We start from the raw sequence: 23182 nt of genomic DNA, 5'->3' as shown, positions 1-23182 counted from the left end.
TCACCAGCATTAAAAAAGGGAGGCAGTTAAAGCCTCCCTTTTTATTGCTCGTACGCCTAAGGCATTAGTCGCGCGTCCAAGTGGTGCCTTCACGACTGTCTAGCAAAGTAATGCCCTGCTCTGACAGAAGATCACGGATCTCATCACTGCGAGCAAAGTTCTTATCTTTACGAGCTTGAGCACGCTCAGCAATAAATCCTTCGATTTCTTCCGCACTTAGACCATCGTTGATGGTGCTATTTTGCAAGAAGTACTCAGGATCTTGGAACAACAAGCCAAGCACATCAGCCAAAGCTTTTAGCTCCGCCGCCATCACTGCCGCCTGTTCAGAACCTTCTGCACGGGCCTTATTTAGATCACGCACCAGCTCAAACAGGACAGACAGCGCCACTGGCGTATTGAAGTCATCGTTCATCGCTTCTTCAAAGCGTGTGCTGTACTCCGTTGGCTCATAGCTTGGCGCCACAACTTGGCCACGCAAGGCAGTGTATAGACGCTCTAACGCTGTTTTAGCTTCTTTTAAACTAGAGTCTGAGTAGTCAATATTGCTGCGGTACTGGCTTGATACCATTAGGTAACGCACCACCTCAGGATTGAACTTCTCAAGCACGTCACGAATGGTAAAGAAGTTGCCTAACGACTTAGACATCTTTTCATTATTCACTCGCACAGCGCCACAGTGCATCCAGTAGTTAACGTATTGCTCACCGGTGGCCGCTTCAGATTGAGCGATCTCGTTCTCATGGTGTGGGAACTTAAGGTCTGGGCCGCCACCATGGATGTCGAAATGATTCCCTAGACAGTGAGTCGACATGGCAGAACATTCAATGTGCCAGCCAGGACGACCTTTACCCCAAGGAGAATCCCAGCTCACTTCATTGTCTTTGGCTGGCTTCCACAGCACAAAGTCAGCCGGATGCTCTTTCGCCGCTTCCACCTCGATGCGCGCGCCAGCAAGCATATCTTCCAGCTTGCGATTGTTCAGTTTGCCATACTCCGCAAATTTGCTCGCACGGTAGTAAACATCGCCACTCTCGCCTTGGTAAGCAAAACCTTTGTCGACCAGCACTTGGATCATATCGATGATCTGTTGCATGAATTCTGTCGCCTTCGGCTCAAGATCTGGCAGCTTGTTGCCCAACGTCGTTTCGTCTTCATGCATCGCCGCGATCATGCGCTCAGTCAACGCAGCCGGTGTTTCGCCGTTTTCTTCGGCACGCTTAATGATTTTGTCATCCACGTCGGTAATGTTGCGAACAAACTTAAGGTCATAACCAGCGTGACGTAAAAAGCGTGAAATCACATCAAAAGAAATCATCGCTCGGGCATGACCAATGTGGCAAAAGTCATAGACAGTAATGCCACAAACGTACATTTTTACTTTACCTGCTTCGATGGGCTCGAAGACTTCCTTCTTACCCGTCAAAGTATTAAACACTTTTAGCATAATTGCTCACTTAACCTTTCGCTTCGATTTTAGCCCACGAGTCGCGTAGGGTGACGGTGCGATTGAAAACCATACCTGCTTCTTTCAGATCACGACAGAAGTAACCTTCACGCTCGAACTGGAAGCCTACGCCTGGTTCAGCTTGCGCCAGCGATGGCTCGAGTTTCGCATTGCTAGCAAGCGTCAGCGAGTCTGGGTTAATGAAGTCTAGGAACGTTTTGTCTTCATGCTTGGCGTCAGGTGCTTCATCACTAAACAGACGATCGTACAAACGCACCTCAGCATCTACCGCATGATTTGCACTGACCCAGTGAATCACACCTTTTGGTTTGTAGCCTTCTGGGTTCACACCAAGGGTGTTTTCATCGTAGCTACACAGCAACTCAACCACATTGCCATTTTCATCTTTGATGGCTTCATCACAAGTGATGACATAACCGCCACGTAGACGTACTGCCGTGCCAAGACTTAAACGCTTCCACTTGCGTGGTGGCACTTCTTCAAAGTCCGCGGCATCAATGAATAGGTTTTTGCTGAACGGTACTTCACGAGTGCCCGCTTCTTCATTTTTCGGGTGGTTGGCAACTGTGAAGATTTCTTCTTGCCCTTCAGGGTAATTGGTCAAAGTTACCTTAATCGGGTTCAAAACAGCCATAGCACGGTTGGCATTGGCATCCAAGTCTTCACGGATCGCATGTTCCAGCATACCAAAGTCGACAATACTATCAGACTTGGTCACACCGATACGCTCACAGAAATTACGGATCGACGTTGGCGTAAAACCACGACGGCGCATACCAGAGATAGTCGGCATACGCGGATCATCCCATGCTTCTACATGACCTTCATCAACCAGCTGTTTCAATTTACGCTTACTGGTTACCGTGTAGTTAAGGTTCAGACGCGCAAACTCAATTTGTTGCGGATGGAATGTCTTAAGGGTTTCCAGTGTCCAATCATACAGTGGACGATGGTCTTGGAATTCCAACGTACAAATTGAGTGCGTGATATTTTCTAAGGCATCCGACAAACAGTGGGTGAAGTCGTACATTGGGTAGACACACCACTTATCACCTGTTTGGTGATGATGTACGTGACGAATACGATAAATAATTGGGTCACGCATATTAATATTAGGGCTTGCCATATCAATTTTGGCACGCAAGGTTTTTTCACCGTCCGCAAATTTGCCGTCACGCATGTCCATAAACAGCGCAAGGTTTTCTTCTGGCGTGCGGTCGCGGTAAGGGCTGTTTTGACCAGGCTCTTTTAACGTGCCACGGTATTCGCGCATTTGTTCGCCATTTAGCTCACATACATAGGCCTTGCCCTGTTTGATGAGTTCACATGCAAAATCAAACAGCTTATCAAAGTAGTCCGAAGCGTATTTAGGCTGACCGGCCCATTCAAAGCCTAGCCACTCAATATCACGCTTAATAGACTCGATATACTCGACACTTTCTTTTTCTGGATTGGTATCATCGAAGCGCAAGTTACATTGGCCCTGATAACGTTCTGCGATACCAAAATTTAGACAGATCGATTTGGCGTGACCAATGTGAAGATAACCGTTTGGCTCAGGTGGAAAACGGGTGACAACTGTGCCACCGTGTTTGCCAGTTTCGTTATCTTTATCAATAATTTGGGTAATGAAATTCCCTGTTTTTGACGCTTCTGACATGTTGTATGTGAATCCCGTTTGGTGTTCGTGTAACGATTAGGAAAATTAGCGCATTAGTATATCTGATTTTATTCACGGATGGGTACGGCGAAAATAGATTTCTACAGTGCGACGATTAATTTGACCAAGAAAAAGGCCATCACGCCAAGACAGATAGTCAGCAGTTGGCGCTTAAACCATAGACCTGTGAGCAGCGCAACCAGTGCACCGACAAACCAAGGATTACTAAGCTCTAGCGCCAAACCTTGCGTATCGGTTAGTGACATCGGCGCGATGATAGCGGTCAGCACAGACACTGGCACAAACTTAAGCGCCCCCTCAAGCCATCCAGGGATGTTTGCTTTGTGAGCGCCAGCAAACAATACAAAGCGGACGCTAAAAGTAACGGCAAACATACCAACGATAATAGCGATTGCCTCCATCGTAGTCATTTACCACCTCCATTTTTCTGACGATCTAGTACAAAACCAGTCAACACCGCTAACACAGTGGCCACGATTAACCCTAAATTATTTGGCAACTCCCTAAGCGCTACCGAGGCGACAAGCGCCACGATGAAAGCGCCCCAATAAGGCACTGACTTCAAATACGGGGTCACAATGCCGATAAAGGTCGCTACCATTGCAAATTCTAGCCCCCATTCACTGATACCAGGGATATACTCGCCCGCCAATGCCCCTAGCACAGTGGTCAGATTCCACATTAAATAAAACGCGAGGAAAGAGCCTACATACACACGGTGGCCATTATCTAAATTGACGGAGCCCATATCATGCATTGGCCTAACGGCAGCGTAGGTTTCATCGGTTAGACCAAAGCCCATCACGCCACGTAGCCAAAGAGGTAAATGTTTTACATAACGCAGCATGTCGGCGGCATACAAAATGTGCCTAAGGTTCACAACAAAAGTCGTCATCACGATAATCCAAAGTGGCGCATCTGCGGCAATTAATCCAAGCGCCACAAATTGTGCTGATCCGGCAAACACAATACTCGACATAGCAATCGCGAAGCCTAAGCTAAGCCCATTGGCCGCGGCCAAGGAACCAAACAACAAACCAAACGGCACACCACCAATAATCATTGGGATAGACGCAACCATCCCTCGCTTAGCATCTTGCCAACGGGTCATAACAACACCTCCTGCGCTGGCAATGACCGCACCATTTTTAGGTCCGCACGCGGAACGGAAAAGACCTTGCAGTCGACTTCTTTAAAACCATATTGTTGATAAAGCTCAATGGCTGGTCTTAGTGAAGTATGTGTTTCAAGTGTAAGTTTACTCGCGCCTAGCTTTGACGCTTCTTTGATAGCGTCTTCTACGAGGGCTTTGCCAATGCCTAAGCCCGCAAATTCTTCCGCCACCGCCAACTTACATAGCTCAACCGAATCACCTAGGTTCGGTTTAATCAAATAGCATCCCACTACCCTATTTTTAAATCGCGCACACTTAATGACCGCACCTTGGGCGATGAAAGCTTGAGGCCGCTCCAGCATATCTATGTCTTGTGCATAGATTTGCTCGGCAAAAAAGCGCTCTAGCCATTGCATATTTAAGGCTTTAAAACTCTGAGCGTCACTATCGCTTGCAAGCGCTGTGATGCTTAATTCATCAGGCGTTAGCCGCAACAACACACGCTCTGCATAAGGCTGAGTTAGTAAGCTACTCTCTAAATCACTAAGCTGAGTTAAAAAGTCGCCTTCAAGCTGCCCCAGAAAATAATTAAGCTCCGTTCCGATCGCCTCCAGCACTGGCTCTACTTGCGTCATCTGGGCATGACTCAAATCCGACAGCACTATAATGGAGCGGCGCTGATCAGCAGGGTCTGCTACCTTCTCCAGCAAGCGCTCCTTAAGCATTTTGCTGACTTGCTTACTCACCGCAGGATGCGAAAGCCCTAATTGCTCAGCAATATCCATCACCGACAGGCCCTGCTTAGTTTGCAAGAGCCTAAGAATCGGAAAATAGGTCGATGAGATCACAAGCGATTGCGCCTGATAAACCGACTGAACCTCAGCGTACAAATGATCACTTAAGCGCTTTAAGCGACTTCCTAATGACAACACACCAAATTGCTGCACTTCCTAACCCTCAAATATACGTAACTGGTTACCTATATTAACTAGGTAACCAGTTACGGACAATCACTTAATGCGCAATATTTTGATTATTTGGCCTAAGCACTAGTTACCAGACAGGCATTTGCTATAATCCGCCGCTTCATAAAAAGGGGGTTCCATGTCAAACAAAGCCGTTGTCGTCTATTCTGGAGGAATGGACTCATTCACAGTGCTGCACAAAGCCATCGCAGCAGGCAAGGATGTCTACGCACTCTCATTCAATTACGGTCAGCGCCACAGCAAAGAGCTTGAAGTTGCCGCGCTGGTTTGCCGCGATCTAAACATTCCGCATAAAGTGGTCGACATTACTGCTATGAACAGTCTGATGGCAGGCTCTTCACTGACCAGTGACATTGATATCCCTGAGGGTCACTACGAAGAAGACAGTATGAAGAGTACGGTTGTGCCGAACCGCAACATGGTTCTGCTTTCCATGGCGATAGCTTACGCTGTCTCGCTAGAAGCACCTGAAGTGTATTACGGTGCCCATGCGGGTGATCATCACATCTACCCCGACTGTCGCCCTGAATTCGTCCATGCAATGAATGCTGTGTCTAAGATTGCTAACTACCAGGCAGTTGAAATTGTCACGCCGTTCTTGGAGAACTCTAAGGGTGAAATTCTAGCGTCGGGTTTAGCCATGAACTTGGATTACGCCAATACATGGACCTGCTACAACGGTCGTGAGCATGCGTGTGGCCAATGCGGTGCCTGTAATGAGCGTCTTGAAGCTTTTGCCGAGCAAGGCATTAATGATCCATTAACCTACGAAGCCTAGCGCCTTACTCAAAACAACACAGGGAAGCTTTTGCCAAGCAATACGCTAACCTTGTTATATCACTATCAGCCCCGACTGTTTTCGGGTGATTGAAGGAATAACCATGTATTCAATAAAAGAAGCGTTCTACTCGCTGCAAGGCGAAGGCGCTCACGCAGGCCGTCCTGCGTTATTCTGTCGTTTTACTGGCTGCAATCTTTGGAGCGGCAAAGAGCGACATCGCGCCACAGCGCAATGCCAATTTTGTGATACCGATTTTATTGGCACCGATGGTCAAAATGGTGGCAAGTTCGACACCCCCGAAGCGCTTGTGCAACATCTTGAAACCCTCTGGCCCATCGGCGCGGGCCATAAATATCTTATTTTTACCGGTGGCGAGCCTGCGCTACAGATCGATACCGACCTGATCCAAGCCCTTAAGGCGGCTGAGTATACAATTGCCATCGAAACCAATGGCACCCTGCCGCTACCTGACGGCATTGACTGGATTTGCGTCAGCCCTAAAACGGAAGCGCCGTTAGTGGTCAATCGTGGCAGTGAACTCAAGCTTATTTACCCGCAAAGTCACTTGCCACCAGAGCGCTTTGTTGGGTTAGATTTTGAGCATTTCTATCTACAGCCGATGGATCAAGCAGCCCTCCCAGAAGGCCAACAACGCATAAATGACGCTCAGCAGCAAACAATTGAGTACTGTTTGCAGAATCCACAGTGGCGTCTAAGCCTACAAACACATAAAATGCTTGGCATTGATTAATTTATTTCACACTAACAACGTAAGGAAAGTTACATGATCGTTCTTCACACTAATTACGGCGACATCACTATCGAGTTGAACTACGAAAAAGCGCCTAAAACGGCTAAGAACTTCGAAGAGTATGTAACCTCTGGTTTTTACGATGGCGTGGTTTTCCACCGCGTTATCAATGGTTTCATGGTTCAAGGCGGTGGCTTTGAGCAAGGCATGAAGCAAAAAGAAACGCGCGCTCCGATCGAAAACGAAGCAGACAACGGTCTAGAAAACGTAACTGGCTCTCTAGCGATGGCTCGTACCATGGACCCACACTCAGCGTCAGCTCAATTCTTCATCAACGTGTCGGACAACAGCTTCCTAAACCACCGCGCTAAAACGCCTGATGGCTGGGGTTACGCAGTATTCGGTAAAGTGACTGCAGGCATGGACGTTGTAAACAAGATCAAAGAAGTACCAACAACGATCAAAGCTGGCCACCAAGATGTTCCAGTTGAAGACGTAATCATCGAATCTGCTGAGCTTATTAAAGACTAAGCGCATGGTTCGTTACTTCATCTCAGATTTACATTTGAGTGACAAACGCCTGGACTTGATCCAGGCGTTTGTGCATTTGACGGATGAGTTGTGCCAATTAGCGGCCCAAGAGCCAAGCCAGCTGTACATTTTGGGAGACTTCTTTGAGGCCTACATCGGCGATGATTATCAGCCACAGTGGATCACAGAACTTGATCAGCAACTTGTTAAGCTTGCCGAGCATGGCATTGAAGTGTTCTTTATTGCTGGCAACCGAGACTTCTTAGTCGGGCCAGACTGGTTTGCTCGCACTCAAGTCACTGAGCTTGCTGAGCAAAGCGTGTTAGATGATCATATTGTCATGACCCATGGTGATGAGTTCTGTATCGATGACCATGCTTATCAAGAGTTTCGCGCCATGGTGCGTCAGCCTGCTTGGCAACAGCAAGTCTTGGCAATGCCTTTGGAGCAGCGTATCGCTCTAGCGCAAAAGCTTCGCAACGACTCCCAGAGCATGTCGGCAGACAAGGCTGACAATATTATGGACGTAAACCAAACTGCGATCGCTGGCGCCTTACCTGACGATACTAAGCTATTAATCCATGGTCACACTCACCGCCCTGCTTTGCATGAGAGCGACCCTACACCAAGACTCGTGCTTGGGGATTGGGACGATAACATCTGGATTGCAGTACAAGCAGGCGCAAAGCTAGAGCAACGCGCTATTCCATCTGCGGCGTACTTAAGCAACCCCGTTGCGATTGAACAATGGCAAGCAATGCATCTTATTAGACTGTCCTGACTGATGTGACCCTAATCGGTCATGATCGGCACAAAAAAAAGAGCAGCTATAAAGCTGCTCTTTTCTATAAATGTAATAACTCTCTCACCCAATCTGTTTCCGCTCGATTACGCGACCGATTGTATTCAAGGTTGCGATCATGCAGTACCGCAATGGCTCTAAAAAAAGCATTGTTGACGGTAACGGGACTCAACTCTACGCCATAAGTTGACCACCAGTGCTGTTGCGCTTTGCTCGTCAGCACTTGGTATAAATAATCTAATTCCACCGTTCCCTGGTAGACCTGCTCAAGGTCTATACCTGGATCACTCTTTGCTATCTGTAACGTTAGCCAGTAAGTCACATCTGGCAATAAATCGTTCGTTTGTGTGCTCATGATCGCTCCTCCTCTTGTTAGAGCAGTTACTTCGAGTGTAGCACCCCAAATGGGTTTGTGAAGCGATAAATTGCCAAATGTTTGTTTTGATTCGGTTATTGGATGGTTACAACCTGTAACTAAGCCGCTTTTGGTGGCCCGCTGTGAACACGGAACTCTACATCCGGCTCAGTAATTAATTGGTGTTCGATTTCTCGGAAAAACTGAATTCGCTCATCAATCGGTTCGCCAGCATATTCTTCAGCAAGAGATAGGTAGTCTTCGAAATGACGCGCTTCAGATTTCAACAAGGATTTGTAGAATTTAGACACTTCCGAGTCGAGGTGTGGGATCAATACCGCAAAGCGCTCGCAAGAACGTGCCTCAACAAAAGCACCGATGATCAGCGTATCGATTAATTTAGCCGGCTCATGGGTTCGAATGTGCTGGCGCAAGCCACTGGCATAGCGTGACGCCTCCAAATGACCATACTCAACGCCACGATTACGCATAATTTTCAAAACCTGTTCAAAATGCAGTAACTCTTCGCGCGCCAACTGTGACATCTTATGCAGCAGATTTTCCCGATCGACATAACGGTACATCAAGTTCATCGCTGTGGATGCGGCTTTCTTCTCACAGTGAGCGTGATCGATTAACAGTAAGTTTTCGTTTTCTAAAGCCCACTGAACCCACTCTTTTGGGGACTCACAGGGTAAAAACTCTACCAACTCGGGATAATCAGTTAACATCAAGGCTACCTTTTCTCTTTAAAAAATCCGATTATACTCTCTATAGGATATATTATCAGCACGAGCAAAGTATTGATTTGGATATCAATTAACCGATGAATGAATATTACGACGTTAGTAAATTAAACATAGGACAAATGGTTGGCGTGGAAGTCGACCCATATGTGCTGAACTACCCCTTAAGCGATGACAAAAGCGTCTGGGTAGCGGATCAGGGTGGCCAATCCTTTGTGCTGCGCTTTTACCGTACCGATCGAGGCGATTTAAATCAGTTCTTGGCCATGGCGCGGCGCTATGCCAAACTGGCGCATCCTTCTATTACCCGCAACTACCCACCTTTTTATTCCAATGTATGGGTGTTCTCGGTATCTAGTCTATGTGGCGGGGAACGATTATTTAGCCATCTCGGTAAATATCCTGATGGTGCACCGCTGAATGTCGTACTGAGTGTGTTAGATCCGATTGCCAAAGCGCTCGATCAGGTCCACGAGCGCGGTTTTGTTCATGGTCACCTTGATTTAAACAGTGTTCATATCGTTAATGGCGCTGGTGTTCTGACAGGCTTTGGCACTCATCATTGGCTTTACCAAATCACAGATGGTGATATGGATGGGCGCTTTATCCCACCTGAATACAATAAGCGCAATCCAGTCAGTACGGTCGCTTCTGATAACTACATGTTTATGCGCTTACTGCTCGCGACATTGGTTGGCGAATCTTGGCTCGATTCGGGTACTGTCAACACCCTTCCAGCGCACCTTGAGTCACTCGACCAAGAGACCTGGAATAAAATTAAAAAATGGGCGCGCCCAGCCGAACGCTATCGTCCTAAATCCCTTGTGGAGGTAATGCGATTATTGCGCGCCAATTTATTTCAGGCGAGCACCCGTGCCACTAAAGAGAGCAATTTTGCACCGCCTCAGCCACGCCATTTTCAAAGCAAAAAGACTAAACTCATTGCCGCGCTTACTGGCACTGTCGCTGCTACAGCTATTGGCGCGACATTACTCTGGCCTTCTGCTGAGCCCCCTGAGGCCTCCCCTACACAAGCCAATGCAGTGGAAACGCCAGAGACACGTTTTGACCGTCTTGAACAAGTATTAGAAGAACCTTTAAAAGACGGCGGCAATGCGCCAAAGGTAGAAAAAATTGCACCGGCGACGTTTCAAATGGGCGATATCAATGGCACAGGTGATGACAACGAATCCCCCGTGCACAGCGTCGAAATCCCCAAGGGATTCTACTTTAGTAAATACGAAGTCACATTCGACCAGTATGATCGCTTTGCAGAAGCCACTGGTCGCGTAAGGCCGCCAGACAATGGCTGGGGCCGTGGCAATCGTCCGGTGATTAATGTGAGCTGGTACGACGCTAAGGCCTACACGGCTTGGCTCACGGAACAAACTGGCTCTGAATACCGTTTGCCGACCGAAATTGAGTGGGAATACTCGGCTCGTGCAGGCTCTACTACGGCCTACTGGTATGGCGACAATGTACAGTCAGGCTACAGTGTTTGCGAAAGCTGTGGTAGCCAATGGGATGGGGTGTCCACGGCACCTACTGGCTCTCAAGCAAGTAACCCGCTTGGTATCTTTGATATGCATGGCAATGTGGCTGAGTGGGTAGAAGATTGCTATCACGACTCCTACCAAGGTGCGCCAACTACCAATCAAGTGTGGCTCGCGGACCAATGCGATGGGCGCGTGTTACGCGGCGGCTCATGGTTTGATATTCCGTCGGTCGGGCGCAGCGCGACACGCTATCGCGCCGAGCCAAACTTACGTGCCAGCAACTGGGGCTTTCGTGTCGTACGGCTAATATCACCGTAGTTTATGGTAAACACGGTTTTAGGATAAGTCAGATAAATACCCCCTATTCTAAATTTGTATGGCGGTAACTGATTCATCCTGCTGTTTTTTATATAGAATATATAGACGGATTAATTTGCCAGTGCTGAGCTCTGTTTGTGTCCATAACCCATGGTCGCAATTTTGTTAGAGCCCACGCTTAAACAACATTGGTTAACAGACTGATGTCTAAATAAGGGGATCTATTGTGTTAGAAGCATATCGTAAACACGTCGAAGAACGTGCCTCTCAAGGTATTCCAGCGACACCGCTTGATGCAGAGCAAACCGCTGCACTTGTTGAGCTTCTTAAAAACCCACCAGCAGGTGAAGAAGAAAACATCCTTGACCTACTGAAAAATCGTATTCCAGCAGGTGTTGATGAAGCCGCTTACGTAAAAGCAGGCTTCCTAGCAGCGATCACAAAAGGTGAAGCCTCTTCACCACTGATCGACAAAAAGCTAGCAACAGAGCTACTAGGTACAATGCTAGGTGGTTACAACATTCAACCACTGATCGACTGCCTAGACGATGAAGAAATCGCGCCAATCGCTGTCAGCGCTCTTTCTCACACATTGCTAATCTTTGATGCGTTCCACGACGTAGAAGAGAAAGCAAAAGCAGGTAACGCATTCGCTAAACAAATCATTCAGTCATGGGCAGATGGCGAGTGGTTTACTAAGAAGCCTAAGCTTGCAGAAAAAATCACGGTTACTGTATTCAAAGTGCCAGGTGAAACCAACACTGACGACCTATCTCCAGCACCAGATGCATGGTCACGTCCAGACATCCCTCTGCACGCCAATGCGATGCTAAAAATGTCTCGTGACGGCATCGAAGCAGATGAAGAAGGCGAAGTTGGCCCAATCTCTCAAATCAAAGCATTGAAAGAAAAAGGCTTCCCACTAGCGTATGTAGGTGACGTTGTTGGTACTGGTTCAAGCCGTAAATCTGCAACGAACTCAGTGCTTTGGCACATGGGCGAAGACATCCCTTACATCCCGAACAAACGTTCTGGCGGTGTATGTATCGGTGGCAAAATCGCTCCAATCTTTTTCAACACGATGGAAGACGCTGGCGCCCTACCAATCGAAATGGACGTTGACGGCATGGAAATGGGCGATGTTATCGACATTTACCCATACGAAGGCGTTGTTAAAAAGCATGGCACTGATGAAGTAATCACTACCTTCTCACTGAAAACTCAAGTACTACTTGACGAAGTACGTGCTGGCGGTCGTATTCCACTGATCATCGGTCGTGGTCTAACCAACAAAGCTCGCGAATCTCTAGGCCTAGGCCATTCTGACCTATTCCTAAAAGCAGGCGAAGTTGCGGATACTGGCAAAGGTTACACTCTTGCTCAGAAAATGGTGGGTAAAGCATGTGGACTTGAAGGCGTACGCCCGAACGCATACTGCGAACCTAAGATGACCACTGTTGGTTCTCAAGATACAACAGGTCCAATGACTCGTGACGAGCTGAAAGACCTTGCGTGTATCGGTTTCACATCAGACCTTGTGATGCAGTCTTTCTGTCACACAGCGGCCTACCCTAAGCCAGTTGACGTAAAAACTCACCACACACTTCCTGACTTCATCATGAACCGTGGCGGTGTATCGCTACGCCCTGGTGACGGTATCATCCACTCTTGGTTGAACCGTATGTTGCTACCTGACACAGTCGGTACAGGCGGTGACTCGCATACACGTTTCCCGCTAGGTATCTCATTCCCTGCAGGTTCTGGCTTGGTCGCTTTTGCTGCGGCAACAGGTGTTATGCCACTTGATATGCCTGAATCAGTATTGGTTCGCTTTAAAGGTAAAATGCAACCAGGTATCACACTACGTGACCTTGTACATGCTATCCCTCACCAAGCGATCAAAGATGGCCACCTAACGGTTGAGAAGAAAGGTAAGAAAAACGTCTTCTCTGGCCGCATTCTTGAGATCGAAGGTCTTGAGCACCTAACAGCGGAACAAGCATTCGAACTTTCTGACGCATCAGCTGAACGTTCTGCAGCAGGTTGTACCATCAACCTATCTGAAGAGTCTGTAGCAGAATACCTACGCTCTAACATCATTATGCTACGCTGGATGATTGCTGAAGGTTACGGTGACCCACGTACCCTAGAGCGTCGTGCCAAAGCAATGGAAGCATGGTTAGAAGATCCTAAGCTGATGCGCGCTGACGCGGATGCCGAGTACTCTGCCGTGATCGAAATCGATCTAGACAACCTAAAAGAGCCAGTACTTTGTGCACCAAACGATCCAGACGATGCTCGCCTTCTTTCTGAAGTGCAAGGTGAGAAAATCGACGAGGTCTTCATCGGTTCTTGTATGACCAACATCGGCCACTTCCGTGCCGCTGGCAAACTGCTTGAGTCGGCTGGCAAAGTCGTTCCAACACGTCTATGGGTGTCACCACCAACTAAGATGGACCAACAGCAATTAACGGCAGAAGGTTACTACAGCATCTTTGGTAAAGCTGGTGCACGTATGGAAATGCCTGGCTGTTCACTGTGTATGGGTAACCAAGCACGTGTCGCAGACAAAGCAACGGTAGTATCGACGTCTACACGTAACTTCCCGAACCGTCTAGGTAATGGTGCTGACGTATTCCTAGCGTCTGCAGAACTTGCTGCTGTAGCATCTTTGATTGGTAAACTTCCGACACCTGAGGAATACCTAGAGTACGCTAGCAAGATCGACAGCATGTCTGCTGAGATCTACGACTACTTGAACTTCGACAAGATGGGCGAGTACGTTAAGAAAGCTTCTACAGTGATTGCAACTGACGCAACGGCGTAAGCTGCAACAAACTGCTAGACAGTGATTCAAAAAGCCCGCTTGGATCTCCAAGCGGGCTTTTTTGCGCCTTGAACGAATGTATCGGCCTTTAAAACCAAAAAAGGGAGCCTTGTGGGCTCCCCTTCCTTATAAGCTTAATCAGTATGATTAGATTACGTCACGACGTTCCAACTCATTAAACTCTTCTTGTTCTTCACGCTCTTCTAGGGATTCTACGTCGCGTGCGTCGGCATGATGTTTACGACCATCGTGCTTGGCTTTGTGTTTTAAAAGCTGTTTTTCTAGTTTATCAACCAGCATATCGACTGCAGTGCTAAGTTGTTTGTCAGTCGTTACCGTTGCAAAAAGATCATGACCTGGAATATGAACTCGAGCTTCTACAATCAGCTCACTTTTACCGCCATGGTTCTCAGAATTGACAATGACTTTCATTGAGGTGATGTGACTGTTGATGTCAGCCAGATGATCCATTCTTTCTTTTATTGTTGTTTGTACTTCCTCAGTAGTGTGAACATGGTGACCGCTGATATCTAATGTATACATAAATAATCTTCCTTCTACCAATCTCTGTCATGTCGCAGAGCTGTTTAGCGTTTCATTGTCACACTAATAACCTAAGGCCCTTCTGAGGCTTTTTCAACCACCTTTATGTAAAAAGCCGAAAAATCGTACATAAATAAAACTAATCCATTGATTTACTACAGCCATAGATCAAAAAACGATCAAAAACAAAGACATAGTAATACATTAAACAATCTATATTACCGCTCACTACACCAACTAAAACTATTGTCCCGTGACTATTTTAAGTAAAGCCACTATAAATGCCCTTAGACTTACAAAAAGGAACCACTCTATGAAAAAGATCGCATTAGGCGCTGTCATTGGAATAAGCGTGATATGGATGAGTGCCTGCACATCCACTTCACAGCAAAGCGATTTTTTAGCTAACAGCGAGAAGTACGGCGCTAACCCTTATGTCACCCCCGCATTTGCCCAAGACCTTGAGCAGCGACTTATTACTATTTTGAAAGCAGAGCGAAGCGTTTCTGCTAACTCAGGATTGCACTTTGACCCGCGCAACCAAGCCATCTTAGACAACTTCAGCGAACACTTTGACCAAGCCGAGCTTGAACAATGGATCGAGCAATCCAAAGTCAGTTTCGACGCTTTTAAAGCTCAGCAGCTAACAAATATCGGGAGTCAGGAGCACTGCCAAATCGCTATGCAAGAGGCTAGATTTGCCAATAATAGCAATGATCCCATTTCGTTTAACTGGCAATTTCAACAGGGCACATGTGACCAAAATGACTTAGCCCACGGCATGGCCTATGTCACCGCCCCACAAGCTCAAGCACAATTTATCGGCACATTTGAGCATGGTCAGCCTACTCAAGGACGCTTCACTATGACCCGCAAAGATGGCCGCATCGTACTTCAGCAAGGAGGGATCGCTTCCTCAAAGCAAAGTGCCCACTTTATGACCACCATCACTAGACCGAGCGACTATCAGTGGCACCGTTACGGCATGATGAATGCTGAAGGAAAGTTAAATGGCTTCGGTATTAATATTTGGGGGTACACTGACTTGCTTCATGTTCGAGCCGCCGGGCAATTCCAACAAGACCGGTTACATGGCTTTGGCATTAGCCAGACAGAAATCGTTGAGGATAATGGCGCCTACCGCCCTGTTACCGTCGGTTACTTTGAAGCAGGCTTACAAAATGGTTGGAGCGCTTGGACCAACACCATCAATCGCATCATTGTCGCACAATGGCAACAAGGTAAGCGCCACGGTATAAGTTATGACACCGAGTACAACACCTACGAAGGCATTTATCGTTATGAAATGGGCCCATACGACCAAGGTCAACGCCATGGCCCCTTCAAAATCACCCAACACAGCATGTTTGGCGAAAGCCAAGGCGAGCAAATCTATGATCACGGCCAAGTTCTAGAAGACCCAAATGAATTAGACTGGGGGCAGGTATTTGCCCTCACCGCCGGCGCTACCATCATTGGCACTGCCGAGTTAGACAGCAACACCAAAGCTGCCATGAGCCAAGCTTATCTAGCGGATTTTATCAGTGGCGATGGCACACAAAATATGCGCCAACTTCAGCAAGCTAAGCAAATTAACGCTGATCAGCAATCGACCCAAGGCGGCTCACCTCTTAAGGAATACCAAGCGAATATTCAATGCCCAGACACAGGCGTAAGCACCACGATTACGGTTCCTTATCGTACAGAGGCCTGTCGTGTTGCCGCCGTTGACTTCGCAACCACGTATTCATGCAACAAGCTGGATCAGGAGCGCGTCATGAGCAATTGTCAAAGCGCTTGCGGCCACCCGCAGTGTCTGCAGCAATAATGTTTAGATCAATGTCGATAACCACCACATCATCACGACAACTAAGGTCACCCCAAGGATGGCCTTAGTTTTGTGCCGTTTAATCAGAGACTCAGCCTGATTACCAGCAAAGTACACTACCGCTGCTAACCCAAAATAGCGTAACGATCGAGCGATCGCCGTCGCCACTAAAAAAGACACCAGCGAAAACTTAGTCGCCCCTGCGGCCAGCATCGCAATTTGAAAGGGAATCGGCGCAACACCCAAGGTCAATACAAACCAAAAGCCTTGGCTTTCCATTTTGCTAGTCACTTGCTCAAACTGTTCCTGACTTGAAAACGCCTGAATTACCCAATCACCTATCCAATCAAACAAGAAATAGCCAAGCCCGTACCCGACCACTGCACCTAGGATACAGCCGATCGTTGCCATCAAGGCGATCCACCATAAACGCTCTCGGCGCGCCTGCATCAAAGGCACCATTACCGCCTCCAGCGGAATGGGCACAATAGTAGACTCTAAAAATGAGGCAACCGTTATCCCTTTGAGCATATGCTTGGACTCAACCATGCGCTTGGTTAAATGCTTCATTTTTTGGGTGACAGACATAATGGACTTCCTTATCTAGTAACAGATTTAGTTCAGTGTACCCATCTAAAAAACCATTAGCATGAAAAAATAATTAACTTTTGTGCAGGTAACTAGTAAGCCTTAGAGCTTACGACTCTAATGATACAAATATGCTCAAAATGCGCACAAATGCTAGAAAATCACTGTATTTTGATGGCTTTTTGCTCGTATTTAGTAAAAAACTGTGCAGCTATTAACCATTAATTTACACATAGATAATAAATTCGTTTGATCAGAAAAGATTACAACCATATGAATTTTCTATGAAATTCTATTGGCGAAAGCAAAATAAGCGTGATATGTTGTTGATGTGTTTGTAAATTTCTAGAAATAAAAAAACAGAAATGGAACAAACAAACCGGAACAATTAAGAACACAAAAGGAACAAAAATTATGATCAAATCCAAGAAGTATTTGGTACTAGGTGTAGCAGTCTCAGGTTTCGCGCTTACGCAGGTAGCACAAGCGGTAGAATTTGAAGTGGGTGACGCTAAAGCGGAAGTTTACGGTTTCGCACAAATGAATGCCGCTTACGACCTTGATGAGAACCTAAGCAGCTCTACGCAAGCGGGCCAATTCAGCGGCATTACTACTGGTGGCGGTGACACTCGTGATGGCCACTTCGATGCCGATGCAGACCAATCTCGTCTAGGTGTTGCAGTAACGCATGCCAATGGTGTTAAAACCGTGCTAGAAGGCGACTTCCGCGGCGGTAACTTCCGTCTACGTCAAGCCTACGGCTCGTTTGAAAACTGGACTATTGGTAAAACTTGGTCTAACTACAATAGCTGGACAGGCTGGACGCCTACTCTAGATTTTGACTCATCTGCCGGCGCTCCTGGTGTGCAAGACCGTACTACACAGGTTCGTTACACAACAGGTGGTTTCTCGGTAGCACTTGAGGAAGATTACTACCCTAACATTGACGTTGCGACATACGACGACGATGGTGAAGATTCTAATGATGGCAACGCGCGTTCATCTATGCCTGTTTTCACAGCACGTTACGAAGGTTCAGCTAGCGATAATGTAAACTTTGTTGCGGCAGGTCTTTTGCGTCAATTGACCAATGACACTGGTGCACAAGATGACTCAGCAATGGGCTTTGGCGCCTTCACAGGTGTTGATGTTGACATGGGCGGCGTAACTCTTCATGCAGTTGTTAACTACTCTGATGGTGCAAACGGTTACCTATACCGTTCTGGCGGTAACTTCGGTGGTACTGATGCTTACTTGGATGGCAATGATCTAGAAACTGTTTCTGCTTACGGCGGATCTATCGGTTTATCAACTAAGATCGGCGAAGGTGACTTCAATATCGTTTACGGTACTGTGAAAATGGACCTAGATGATATGAATGATGACCTAGGTACTGTTGCTGATAACCACGAACGTAACACAAACGTATTTGTTAACTACATGTGGTACCCAGTTGAGAACGTAATGATGGGTGTTGAGCTTGCACACTTCGACGTTGAAGAATACAACGGTGATGACGGTGATGCGACTCGCCTAATGTACTCAGCTAAATACAGCTTCTAATACCGTTATCCTCGGATAACTTTAACGCTCTCACCTCCCCTTAGGGAGCGTTTATAAATCGACCTTTCTTTTTGGATCGGGAGTGCTTGACTGGCACTCCCGATTTTTTTCTTCAGCTTTTAATTAGCCGCTCACCCTCCAGCCCACACATTTTTTAAGCGTCCAAATCGGGAATTAGGGTTACGAACTTAAACATAAAAGATATTTAAAGTAATTTTATACAGTTATTATTGATGTGATTTTTAGTTGGTTAACCAAGGACGAAATTTTTCCATGACTGGCAGCGTGCGTTATAAACAGCTGCTATCTTTAATAGATAGCCAGTTTCAAATGAGGTGCCTATGAATATTGCAGAAGAGTTTCACAACTACTACGAAAAAGTACTGTTTGAATATTTAGAAAGCCAAAACCTTCTAACCAAGGACACCGACTATCTAGCTGACCTGTGCTGCATTGCTTTAAACAACCTTCCGGTTAAATATGTACGTCATGATGTCGACACGGCATTTTTCTTAACGCGAGCTGAGCGTGCCAGTATGAATATCAATGTCAGCCGCGCCGTTAAAGATGCGATGGACATGCTAGATCATGAGAGCGCACGACTAAGTCAATACTGATCACTGTTAGCTTGGTTTGGTCATAAATAACTGACATAATGCCCTCTTATTATAAAGGTCAACTATTACTATGAAATTGTTAGTTCGCAATCTTGCTCGCACCACCACTGAAGCTCAAATTCTTTCTTTATTTTCTGAATACGGCAATGTTACCGAATGCACACTCGTCTTAGATAAAGAAACAGGTCTTTCGAAGGGCTTTGCTTTTGTCGAAATACCTGATGACAAAGCAGCCACCCAAGCACTAAAAGCACTGCATCATGCCAATATTGATGACAGCAAGATCCGTGTAAAGCACGCCCAAAACTAGCAAACTGATGCCGATAGTGAGAGACAGCCATGCCCCTCGTTAATGAGTACCGCAACTATTACGAAAAATTGCTTTTTGAACACTTTGAAGCAGAAGGTTTGTATCGTAAAGATTCAGATTACCTCGCAGACCTTTGCTGTATTGCGCTAAATAACTTACCACCAAAGTACGTACGCCATGATGTCGACACGGCGTTCTTCTTAACCCGTGCCGAACGCGCCAATATGAACCTAAAAGTCTCTAAAGCCGTACAAGAGGCGATCGAATTCCTTGATCAAGTGAACGATCGAGACTGATTTGGCACGCTCCAGACACAAAAAAGCCAGCTGTTACGCTGGCTTTTTGCTATCTATAACACTTTCCGGCAATACTAGGTTTTAGGGTTAAAAAACTGGAACCAGCTAAACGGCATAAAACGACCGAAAGCATTAAAAATAGGTGTGAGCTTTCTAACTAACCAGCCTTCAACAACACCTAAAAACGGTGTGTAGCACGCCCAGCCAATAGTCAATAGACTGATCAGTAGGCCACCAACAAAATCATCAGATCCCCAGTGAGCACCCGCTACTAAACGTGGCATCATAAAGGCACCGGCCAGAGACCATACCAACAGTCGGCGCCAACCACTGGCAAACAGGCTTAAGTTAAGCGCCCAAAGAAACACCACCGAAGCGTGATCCCCTGGAAAACTTTGGCCGGACGAGTCTTTTAGACCCAGCGCTACCCAACCTGGGAACATTTCACTCATACGAATGGCATCTGGGAAGATCATCGATGGGCTTGGGCGCCCCCAGTTGAAATGCTCACTCATGGCGGTAAAACCCACACGAATAAGCAGCATCGCGATCAGTAATACGAAGAAGCCAATAAACGCGTGGCGCAATTGTTCGCCTGAGAAAATTTTACTGCCACGCAAAAAGAACGTCAGCATCACGATGCCGACCGCAATGTCCGTCAAACGCACACTACCAACCGCCCAAACTAAAGCCCAACTCTGGCTTTGCTCTAGTGGACTATTAAGCATGGTAAAAAGACGATTATCGAACGCATCCCAAAGGGCACGCGTGGTGGGCCAAAGCCATGATAGCAATAGCAAGATGGCGGCTAGGTTATACAAAAACAAAGGCAACAGGCGCCATTGCTTTGCGTAAAGAGGTTTAGACATATAATTCCCTTTATAGAGATCAAAAAAACCGCGCTATCATAATACCAAACGATTAATTACACAATTCAAGCCTACAACTTACAATATCTTTAACGAATTGATCACTAAACCGTCATATAAGCTATGTGTGTCACATATTAGATACAAAAAAGACCAGCTTAGCTGGCCTTTGCAATACTTTTCGCCCATACCGCTCTTGGATATGCGAAGGATCTACTCACTCTTGAGTGATTTTAGTCCAACCATTCCAGAAGCCTGGCGTTTGATAACAAATGTAATAAGCGCCCTCACCACCTTCTGACTTGTAAGCCACCACCTGAATTAAGCCATTGTGGTCCGTGCACGCTTCAACACGTACCGCGCCCTCTAGCGGCTCATTGCTTCCACTACGATTACAAGTACCAAGCAGAGGTTGTGGTTTCGACCAGTCCGTCTTGCTCGCAGTATCTAGCTGCCATGTGTGCATTACAGTACCTGACTCATCAATGTAAAACGCTTCTAGTTTGTTTTCCGCATTGGTAGCAATTACGTAGTTTTCCATGGTTCATCCTTCCTATATTCATTTGCTAAGCGTTCGCCTAAAACGAAATAGATAAATATTACTTCGCTTTAAGTCCTGACATTCTCGAAGGTATCCCACTTTGATTAGCCTGCCAATGGACTACAAATTTGCTCAGCAGTGTTTACTTTAATGAACACTTCTAGCACGAGTGTGCAGCACTGGTGTCTGACGAGGTGCGCCTCCGCTAAGGTGAGCCTAAGCGCGACTAATTAGCTAAGAGCCGCCACACTAAAAAGGGAGCGCTCTGTACGCTCCCTTTTTAGTTATATCGTTGGTCGTGACAGCGCCGTTAATTCATGGGTAAAGCTGTAAAAATCACCACCCATTTTGCCGACGGCGTTTAATTTATGCTGGTCGATCTTGCCATCGTTAAGCAGTTCATCATTGATGACGACTTGTTTAACATCCAGCAACACCATGGTGCCACCGCCCGGCTCAGCGGAAATACGTACGACGTCTCGTAACGTACACTCATAACGCACCCAAGCATCGCTCACTGAGCGCGGCGCCACAGAGAGACTCGGCTCGCTGGCAATGTCGGCAAACTCAAACTCGCTTTGATCAAGTGGCAAAGAAGCACAGCTCTGATTCATTTTCTCAAGCGTATGCTCACTAACGATGTGCACTACACATTCGCCATTGGCTTCTAAATTTTGCAGAGTGTCTTTATCAACACCGCTTTGAGGGTTCACTTGGGTGTAGCTTAGTACGGGCGGATTGACACTGACGACGTTAAAAAACGAATACGGTGCTAGATTATCGATGCCATCATCTGAAACAGTACTGATCCAAGCAATGGGGCGCGGCGTCACGCCGTTGACTAATAGCTGATAAAGCTCGCGCGTACCTAGCTCTTGAGTAGCAACATTCATATAATTTCCAATCCGTTATAATACTGTTGAATCATAGTACTCTTATTGAAAACCGATGACTGCCATCGCGCGTAGGTTGTCATGTTTTTACTAAGAGTCGTGTATCTGTTAGCCTCTTTACACTTCTAATGACTTGATAACCAAGGACTTATCATGCACCGCACTGCTCGTAAATGGATCTATCGCTCAGGACGACGCTACGACAAATTAAAGCATCGACTCAAGCGTTGGCGTGGCTATTCGCCGGTGATCGTCGAGCCTTATATGACATACGGCACTAAAGATGAATTATGGGTAGCGGGTCGTCTACTGGAGGCCAAAGGCGTACAAGGACATCTAGAAGACAGTCACTGGAAAAATTTAGTGCACATGTTACGTCGTTACTGCAGCGCCGAGATCCCTTTTACAGAAATCCAGCTCACCCTTGGCCGTGACAAACGCAATGTTTATACCGATAGCCATGGCTACTTCCACTACCGCTGGCCCACGCCGCCTAAAAATGGCGTGCATCAGCCTTGGACACAGGTCACGCTGCAGCCTGCAGAGACCGGCATCCGTAAAGCCGAGCCCTACACCATTGCCGAAGTATCGATACCTGACGCCAGCGCTGAATTTGGCGTGGTCAGCGATGTAGACGATACCATCATGCACACTGGCGCCACGAGCTTCCTTAAACACACCAAAACTGTGCTACTCAATAACGCCCACAGCCGAACCCTGATGCCAGGCACGTCGGAGTTTTATAATGCCTTGCACAAAGGCGCATCGGGGCAGGCCAATAACCCTTTTTACTATGTGTCTAGCAGTCCTTGGAACATTTACGATCTGATCGTTGACTTTATCGCCATCAACAAGCTCCCCAAAGGCCCCGTGCTACTTAAAGACTTTGGCCTGCGTGAAGATCGCTGGATTAAAAGTGGGCATGAAAGCTATAAGACGGGTCGCATCGAAACGATTTTGAAGACCTATCCAAATCTGAAGCTGATCTTGATTGGTGACTCAGGCCAAAGGGACATATACGCCTATCTACAAATCGCTCAAGCGTACCCCAACAGGATTCTTGCCGTGTACATCCGTGATCTCAACCCCGACTCACGTCCTGAAAAAGTGACCACTGCAGTCAAAAAGTATGCCGAATGCGGCGTACCCTTTGCCTTTATTCAAGACGCTAACGACGCGGTTGAGCACGCTCAGTCTCTAGGCTTAGTAACCGAAGAAGCCGCTCAACAGGTTAAGCAAGATACTGAGCAGGATTACCAAGCACAGCAACAGCAATAA

The 23182-nt window shown here is 46.9% G+C and carries 24 protein-coding genes; 12 read left to right on the top strand and 12 right to left on the bottom strand.

The window, feature by feature from the left end:
- Window positions 1-64: 64 nt before the first annotated feature.
- The 5 genes from cysS to JQX58_RS03680 form a co-directional block, all read right to left on the bottom strand.
- Window positions 65-1447, bottom strand: a complete 1383-nt coding sequence (gene cysS, locus JQX58_RS03700; protein WP_204145468.1) for a cysteine--tRNA ligase — start codon at window positions 1445-1447, stop codon at window positions 65-67.
- A gap of 10 nt (window positions 1448-1457) precedes the next feature.
- Window positions 1458-3128 carry a glutamine--tRNA ligase/YqeY domain fusion protein gene (locus JQX58_RS03695; RefSeq protein WP_204145467.1) on the bottom strand — a complete coding sequence of 557 codons (1671 nt, stop codon included), beginning with the start codon at window positions 3126-3128 and terminating at the stop codon, window positions 1458-1460.
- Between the two features lie 101 nt (window positions 3129-3229).
- Complete coding sequence (locus JQX58_RS03690; RefSeq protein WP_204145466.1) at window positions 3230-3559, bottom strand: AzlD domain-containing protein; 330 nt, start codon at window positions 3557-3559, stop codon at window positions 3230-3232.
- Entirely contained in the window at window positions 3556-4260 is a 705-nt protein-coding gene (locus tag JQX58_RS03685; RefSeq protein WP_204145465.1) for an AzlC family ABC transporter permease, read from the bottom strand. Before JQX58_RS03685 ends, JQX58_RS03690 begins: the two co-directional genes overlap by 4 nt.
- Window positions 4257-5210 carry a GNAT family N-acetyltransferase gene (locus tag JQX58_RS03680; protein ID WP_204145464.1) on the bottom strand — a complete coding sequence of 318 codons (954 nt, stop codon included), beginning with the start codon at window positions 5208-5210 and terminating at the stop codon, window positions 4257-4259. Before JQX58_RS03680 ends, JQX58_RS03685 begins: the two co-directional genes overlap by 4 nt.
- Before the next feature lie 157 nt (window positions 5211-5367).
- On the opposite strand from JQX58_RS03680, the gene queC reads away from it, so the two are divergent.
- The 4 genes from queC to JQX58_RS03660 all read left to right on the top strand — a co-directional run bounded on the left by queC (window position 5368) and on the right by JQX58_RS03660 (window position 8093).
- Window positions 5368-6027: a 7-cyano-7-deazaguanine synthase QueC gene (queC, locus tag JQX58_RS03675; RefSeq protein ID WP_204145463.1), complete on the top strand. Its 660-nt coding sequence runs from the start codon at window positions 5368-5370 to the stop codon at window positions 6025-6027.
- A gap of 103 nt (window positions 6028-6130) precedes the next feature.
- A complete protein-coding gene (gene queE / locus JQX58_RS03670; RefSeq protein WP_204145462.1) occupies window positions 6131-6781 on the top strand; it encodes a 7-carboxy-7-deazaguanine synthase in 651 nt (216 codons plus the stop codon).
- Between the two features lie 33 nt (window positions 6782-6814).
- On the top strand, window positions 6815-7312 hold the full coding sequence (locus tag JQX58_RS03665; RefSeq protein ID WP_204145461.1) for a peptidylprolyl isomerase: 498 nt from the start codon (window positions 6815-6817) through the stop codon (window positions 7310-7312).
- 4 nt (window positions 7313-7316) lie between these two features.
- Window positions 7317-8093: a UDP-2,3-diacylglucosamine diphosphatase gene (locus JQX58_RS03660; RefSeq protein ID WP_204145460.1), complete on the top strand. Its 777-nt coding sequence runs from the start codon at window positions 7317-7319 to the stop codon at window positions 8091-8093.
- A 64-nt stretch (window positions 8094-8157) separates the two neighbouring features.
- On the opposite strand, the gene JQX58_RS03655 is transcribed toward JQX58_RS03660, so the two are convergent.
- Both JQX58_RS03655 and JQX58_RS03650 read right to left on the bottom strand, forming a co-directional pair.
- A complete protein-coding gene (locus JQX58_RS03655) occupies window positions 8158-8469 on the bottom strand; it encodes a hypothetical protein (protein ID WP_204145459.1) in 312 nt (103 codons plus the stop codon).
- A gap of 119 nt (window positions 8470-8588) precedes the next feature.
- Window positions 8589-9200 (bottom strand): MiaE family protein, encoded by a 612-nt coding sequence (locus JQX58_RS03650; RefSeq protein WP_204145458.1) that lies wholly within the window; start codon window positions 9198-9200, stop codon window positions 8589-8591.
- 95 nt (window positions 9201-9295) lie between these two features.
- Here JQX58_RS03650 and JQX58_RS03645 point away from each other — a divergent pair, with 95 nt between their 5' ends.
- Together JQX58_RS03645 and acnB are read left to right on the top strand one after the other, a co-directional pair.
- Window positions 9296-11029, top strand: coding sequence for an SUMF1/EgtB/PvdO family nonheme iron enzyme (locus tag JQX58_RS03645; protein WP_204145457.1), 1734 nt, complete (start codon window positions 9296-9298; stop codon window positions 11027-11029).
- 226 nt (window positions 11030-11255) lie between these two features.
- Complete coding sequence (gene acnB, locus JQX58_RS03640; protein WP_204145456.1) at window positions 11256-13856, top strand: bifunctional aconitate hydratase 2/2-methylisocitrate dehydratase; 2601 nt, start codon at window positions 11256-11258, stop codon at window positions 13854-13856.
- A 147-nt stretch (window positions 13857-14003) separates the two neighbouring features.
- Here the strand turns inward: acnB and hpf are convergent, their stop codons facing one another.
- Window positions 14004-14399, bottom strand: coding sequence for a ribosome hibernation-promoting factor, HPF/YfiA family (gene hpf / locus JQX58_RS03635; RefSeq protein ID WP_204145455.1), 396 nt, complete (start codon window positions 14397-14399; stop codon window positions 14004-14006).
- Between the two features lie 313 nt (window positions 14400-14712).
- On the opposite strand from hpf, the gene JQX58_RS03630 reads away from it, so the two are divergent.
- Window positions 14713-16227, top strand: coding sequence for a hypothetical protein (locus JQX58_RS03630; protein WP_204145454.1), 1515 nt, complete (start codon window positions 14713-14715; stop codon window positions 16225-16227).
- 3 nt (window positions 16228-16230) lie between these two features.
- Here the strand turns inward: JQX58_RS03630 and JQX58_RS03625 are convergent, their stop codons facing one another.
- Entirely contained in the window at window positions 16231-16815 is a 585-nt protein-coding gene (locus JQX58_RS03625; protein ID WP_204145453.1) for a YqaA family protein, read from the bottom strand.
- A gap of 414 nt (window positions 16816-17229) precedes the next feature.
- Between JQX58_RS03625 and JQX58_RS03620 the strand changes: the two genes are divergently transcribed.
- From JQX58_RS03620 to JQX58_RS03605, 4 genes are all read left to right on the top strand, one after another.
- The gene (locus JQX58_RS03620) at window positions 17230-18378 is read left to right on the top strand and encodes a DcaP family trimeric outer membrane transporter (RefSeq protein WP_204145452.1); all 1149 of its coding nucleotides are present in this window, start codon (window positions 17230-17232) and stop codon (window positions 18376-18378) included.
- Between the two features lie 341 nt (window positions 18379-18719).
- Entirely contained in the window at window positions 18720-18995 is a 276-nt protein-coding gene (locus JQX58_RS03615; RefSeq protein ID WP_204145451.1) for a late competence development ComFB family protein, read from the top strand.
- A gap of 70 nt (window positions 18996-19065) precedes the next feature.
- A complete protein-coding gene (locus JQX58_RS03610; RefSeq protein WP_204145450.1) occupies window positions 19066-19305 on the top strand; it encodes an RNA recognition motif domain-containing protein in 240 nt (79 codons plus the stop codon).
- A 29-nt stretch (window positions 19306-19334) separates the two neighbouring features.
- Window positions 19335-19601, top strand: coding sequence for a late competence development ComFB family protein (locus JQX58_RS03605; RefSeq protein ID WP_204145449.1), 267 nt, complete (start codon window positions 19335-19337; stop codon window positions 19599-19601).
- Between the two features lie 74 nt (window positions 19602-19675).
- Here JQX58_RS03605 and JQX58_RS03600 read toward each other — a convergent pair whose 3' ends face one another.
- The 3 genes from JQX58_RS03600 to JQX58_RS03590 all read right to left on the bottom strand — a co-directional run bounded on the left by JQX58_RS03600 (window position 19676) and on the right by JQX58_RS03590 (window position 21904).
- Window positions 19676-20470, bottom strand: coding sequence for a phosphatase PAP2 family protein (locus tag JQX58_RS03600; protein ID WP_204145448.1), 795 nt, complete (start codon window positions 20468-20470; stop codon window positions 19676-19678).
- Between the two features lie 217 nt (window positions 20471-20687).
- Window positions 20688-21011 carry a PLL family lectin gene (locus JQX58_RS03595; RefSeq protein ID WP_204145447.1) on the bottom strand — a complete coding sequence of 108 codons (324 nt, stop codon included), beginning with the start codon at window positions 21009-21011 and terminating at the stop codon, window positions 20688-20690.
- Window positions 21012-21295: 284 nt separating this feature from the next.
- Window positions 21296-21904 carry a flavin reductase family protein gene (locus JQX58_RS03590; protein ID WP_204145446.1) on the bottom strand — a complete coding sequence of 203 codons (609 nt, stop codon included), beginning with the start codon at window positions 21902-21904 and terminating at the stop codon, window positions 21296-21298.
- A gap of 153 nt (window positions 21905-22057) precedes the next feature.
- On the opposite strand from JQX58_RS03590, the gene JQX58_RS03585 reads away from it, so the two are divergent.
- Complete coding sequence (locus JQX58_RS03585; protein WP_204145445.1) at window positions 22058-23182, top strand: App1 family protein; 1125 nt, start codon at window positions 22058-22060, stop codon at window positions 23180-23182.

Origin of the sequence: Marinomonas ostreistagni (genome assembly GCF_016888445.1) — a bacterium.
Lineage (GTDB): Bacteria > Pseudomonadota > Gammaproteobacteria > Pseudomonadales > Marinomonadaceae > Marinomonas > Marinomonas ostreistagni.
This window is presented reverse-complemented; position numbering and strand designations above follow the sequence as displayed.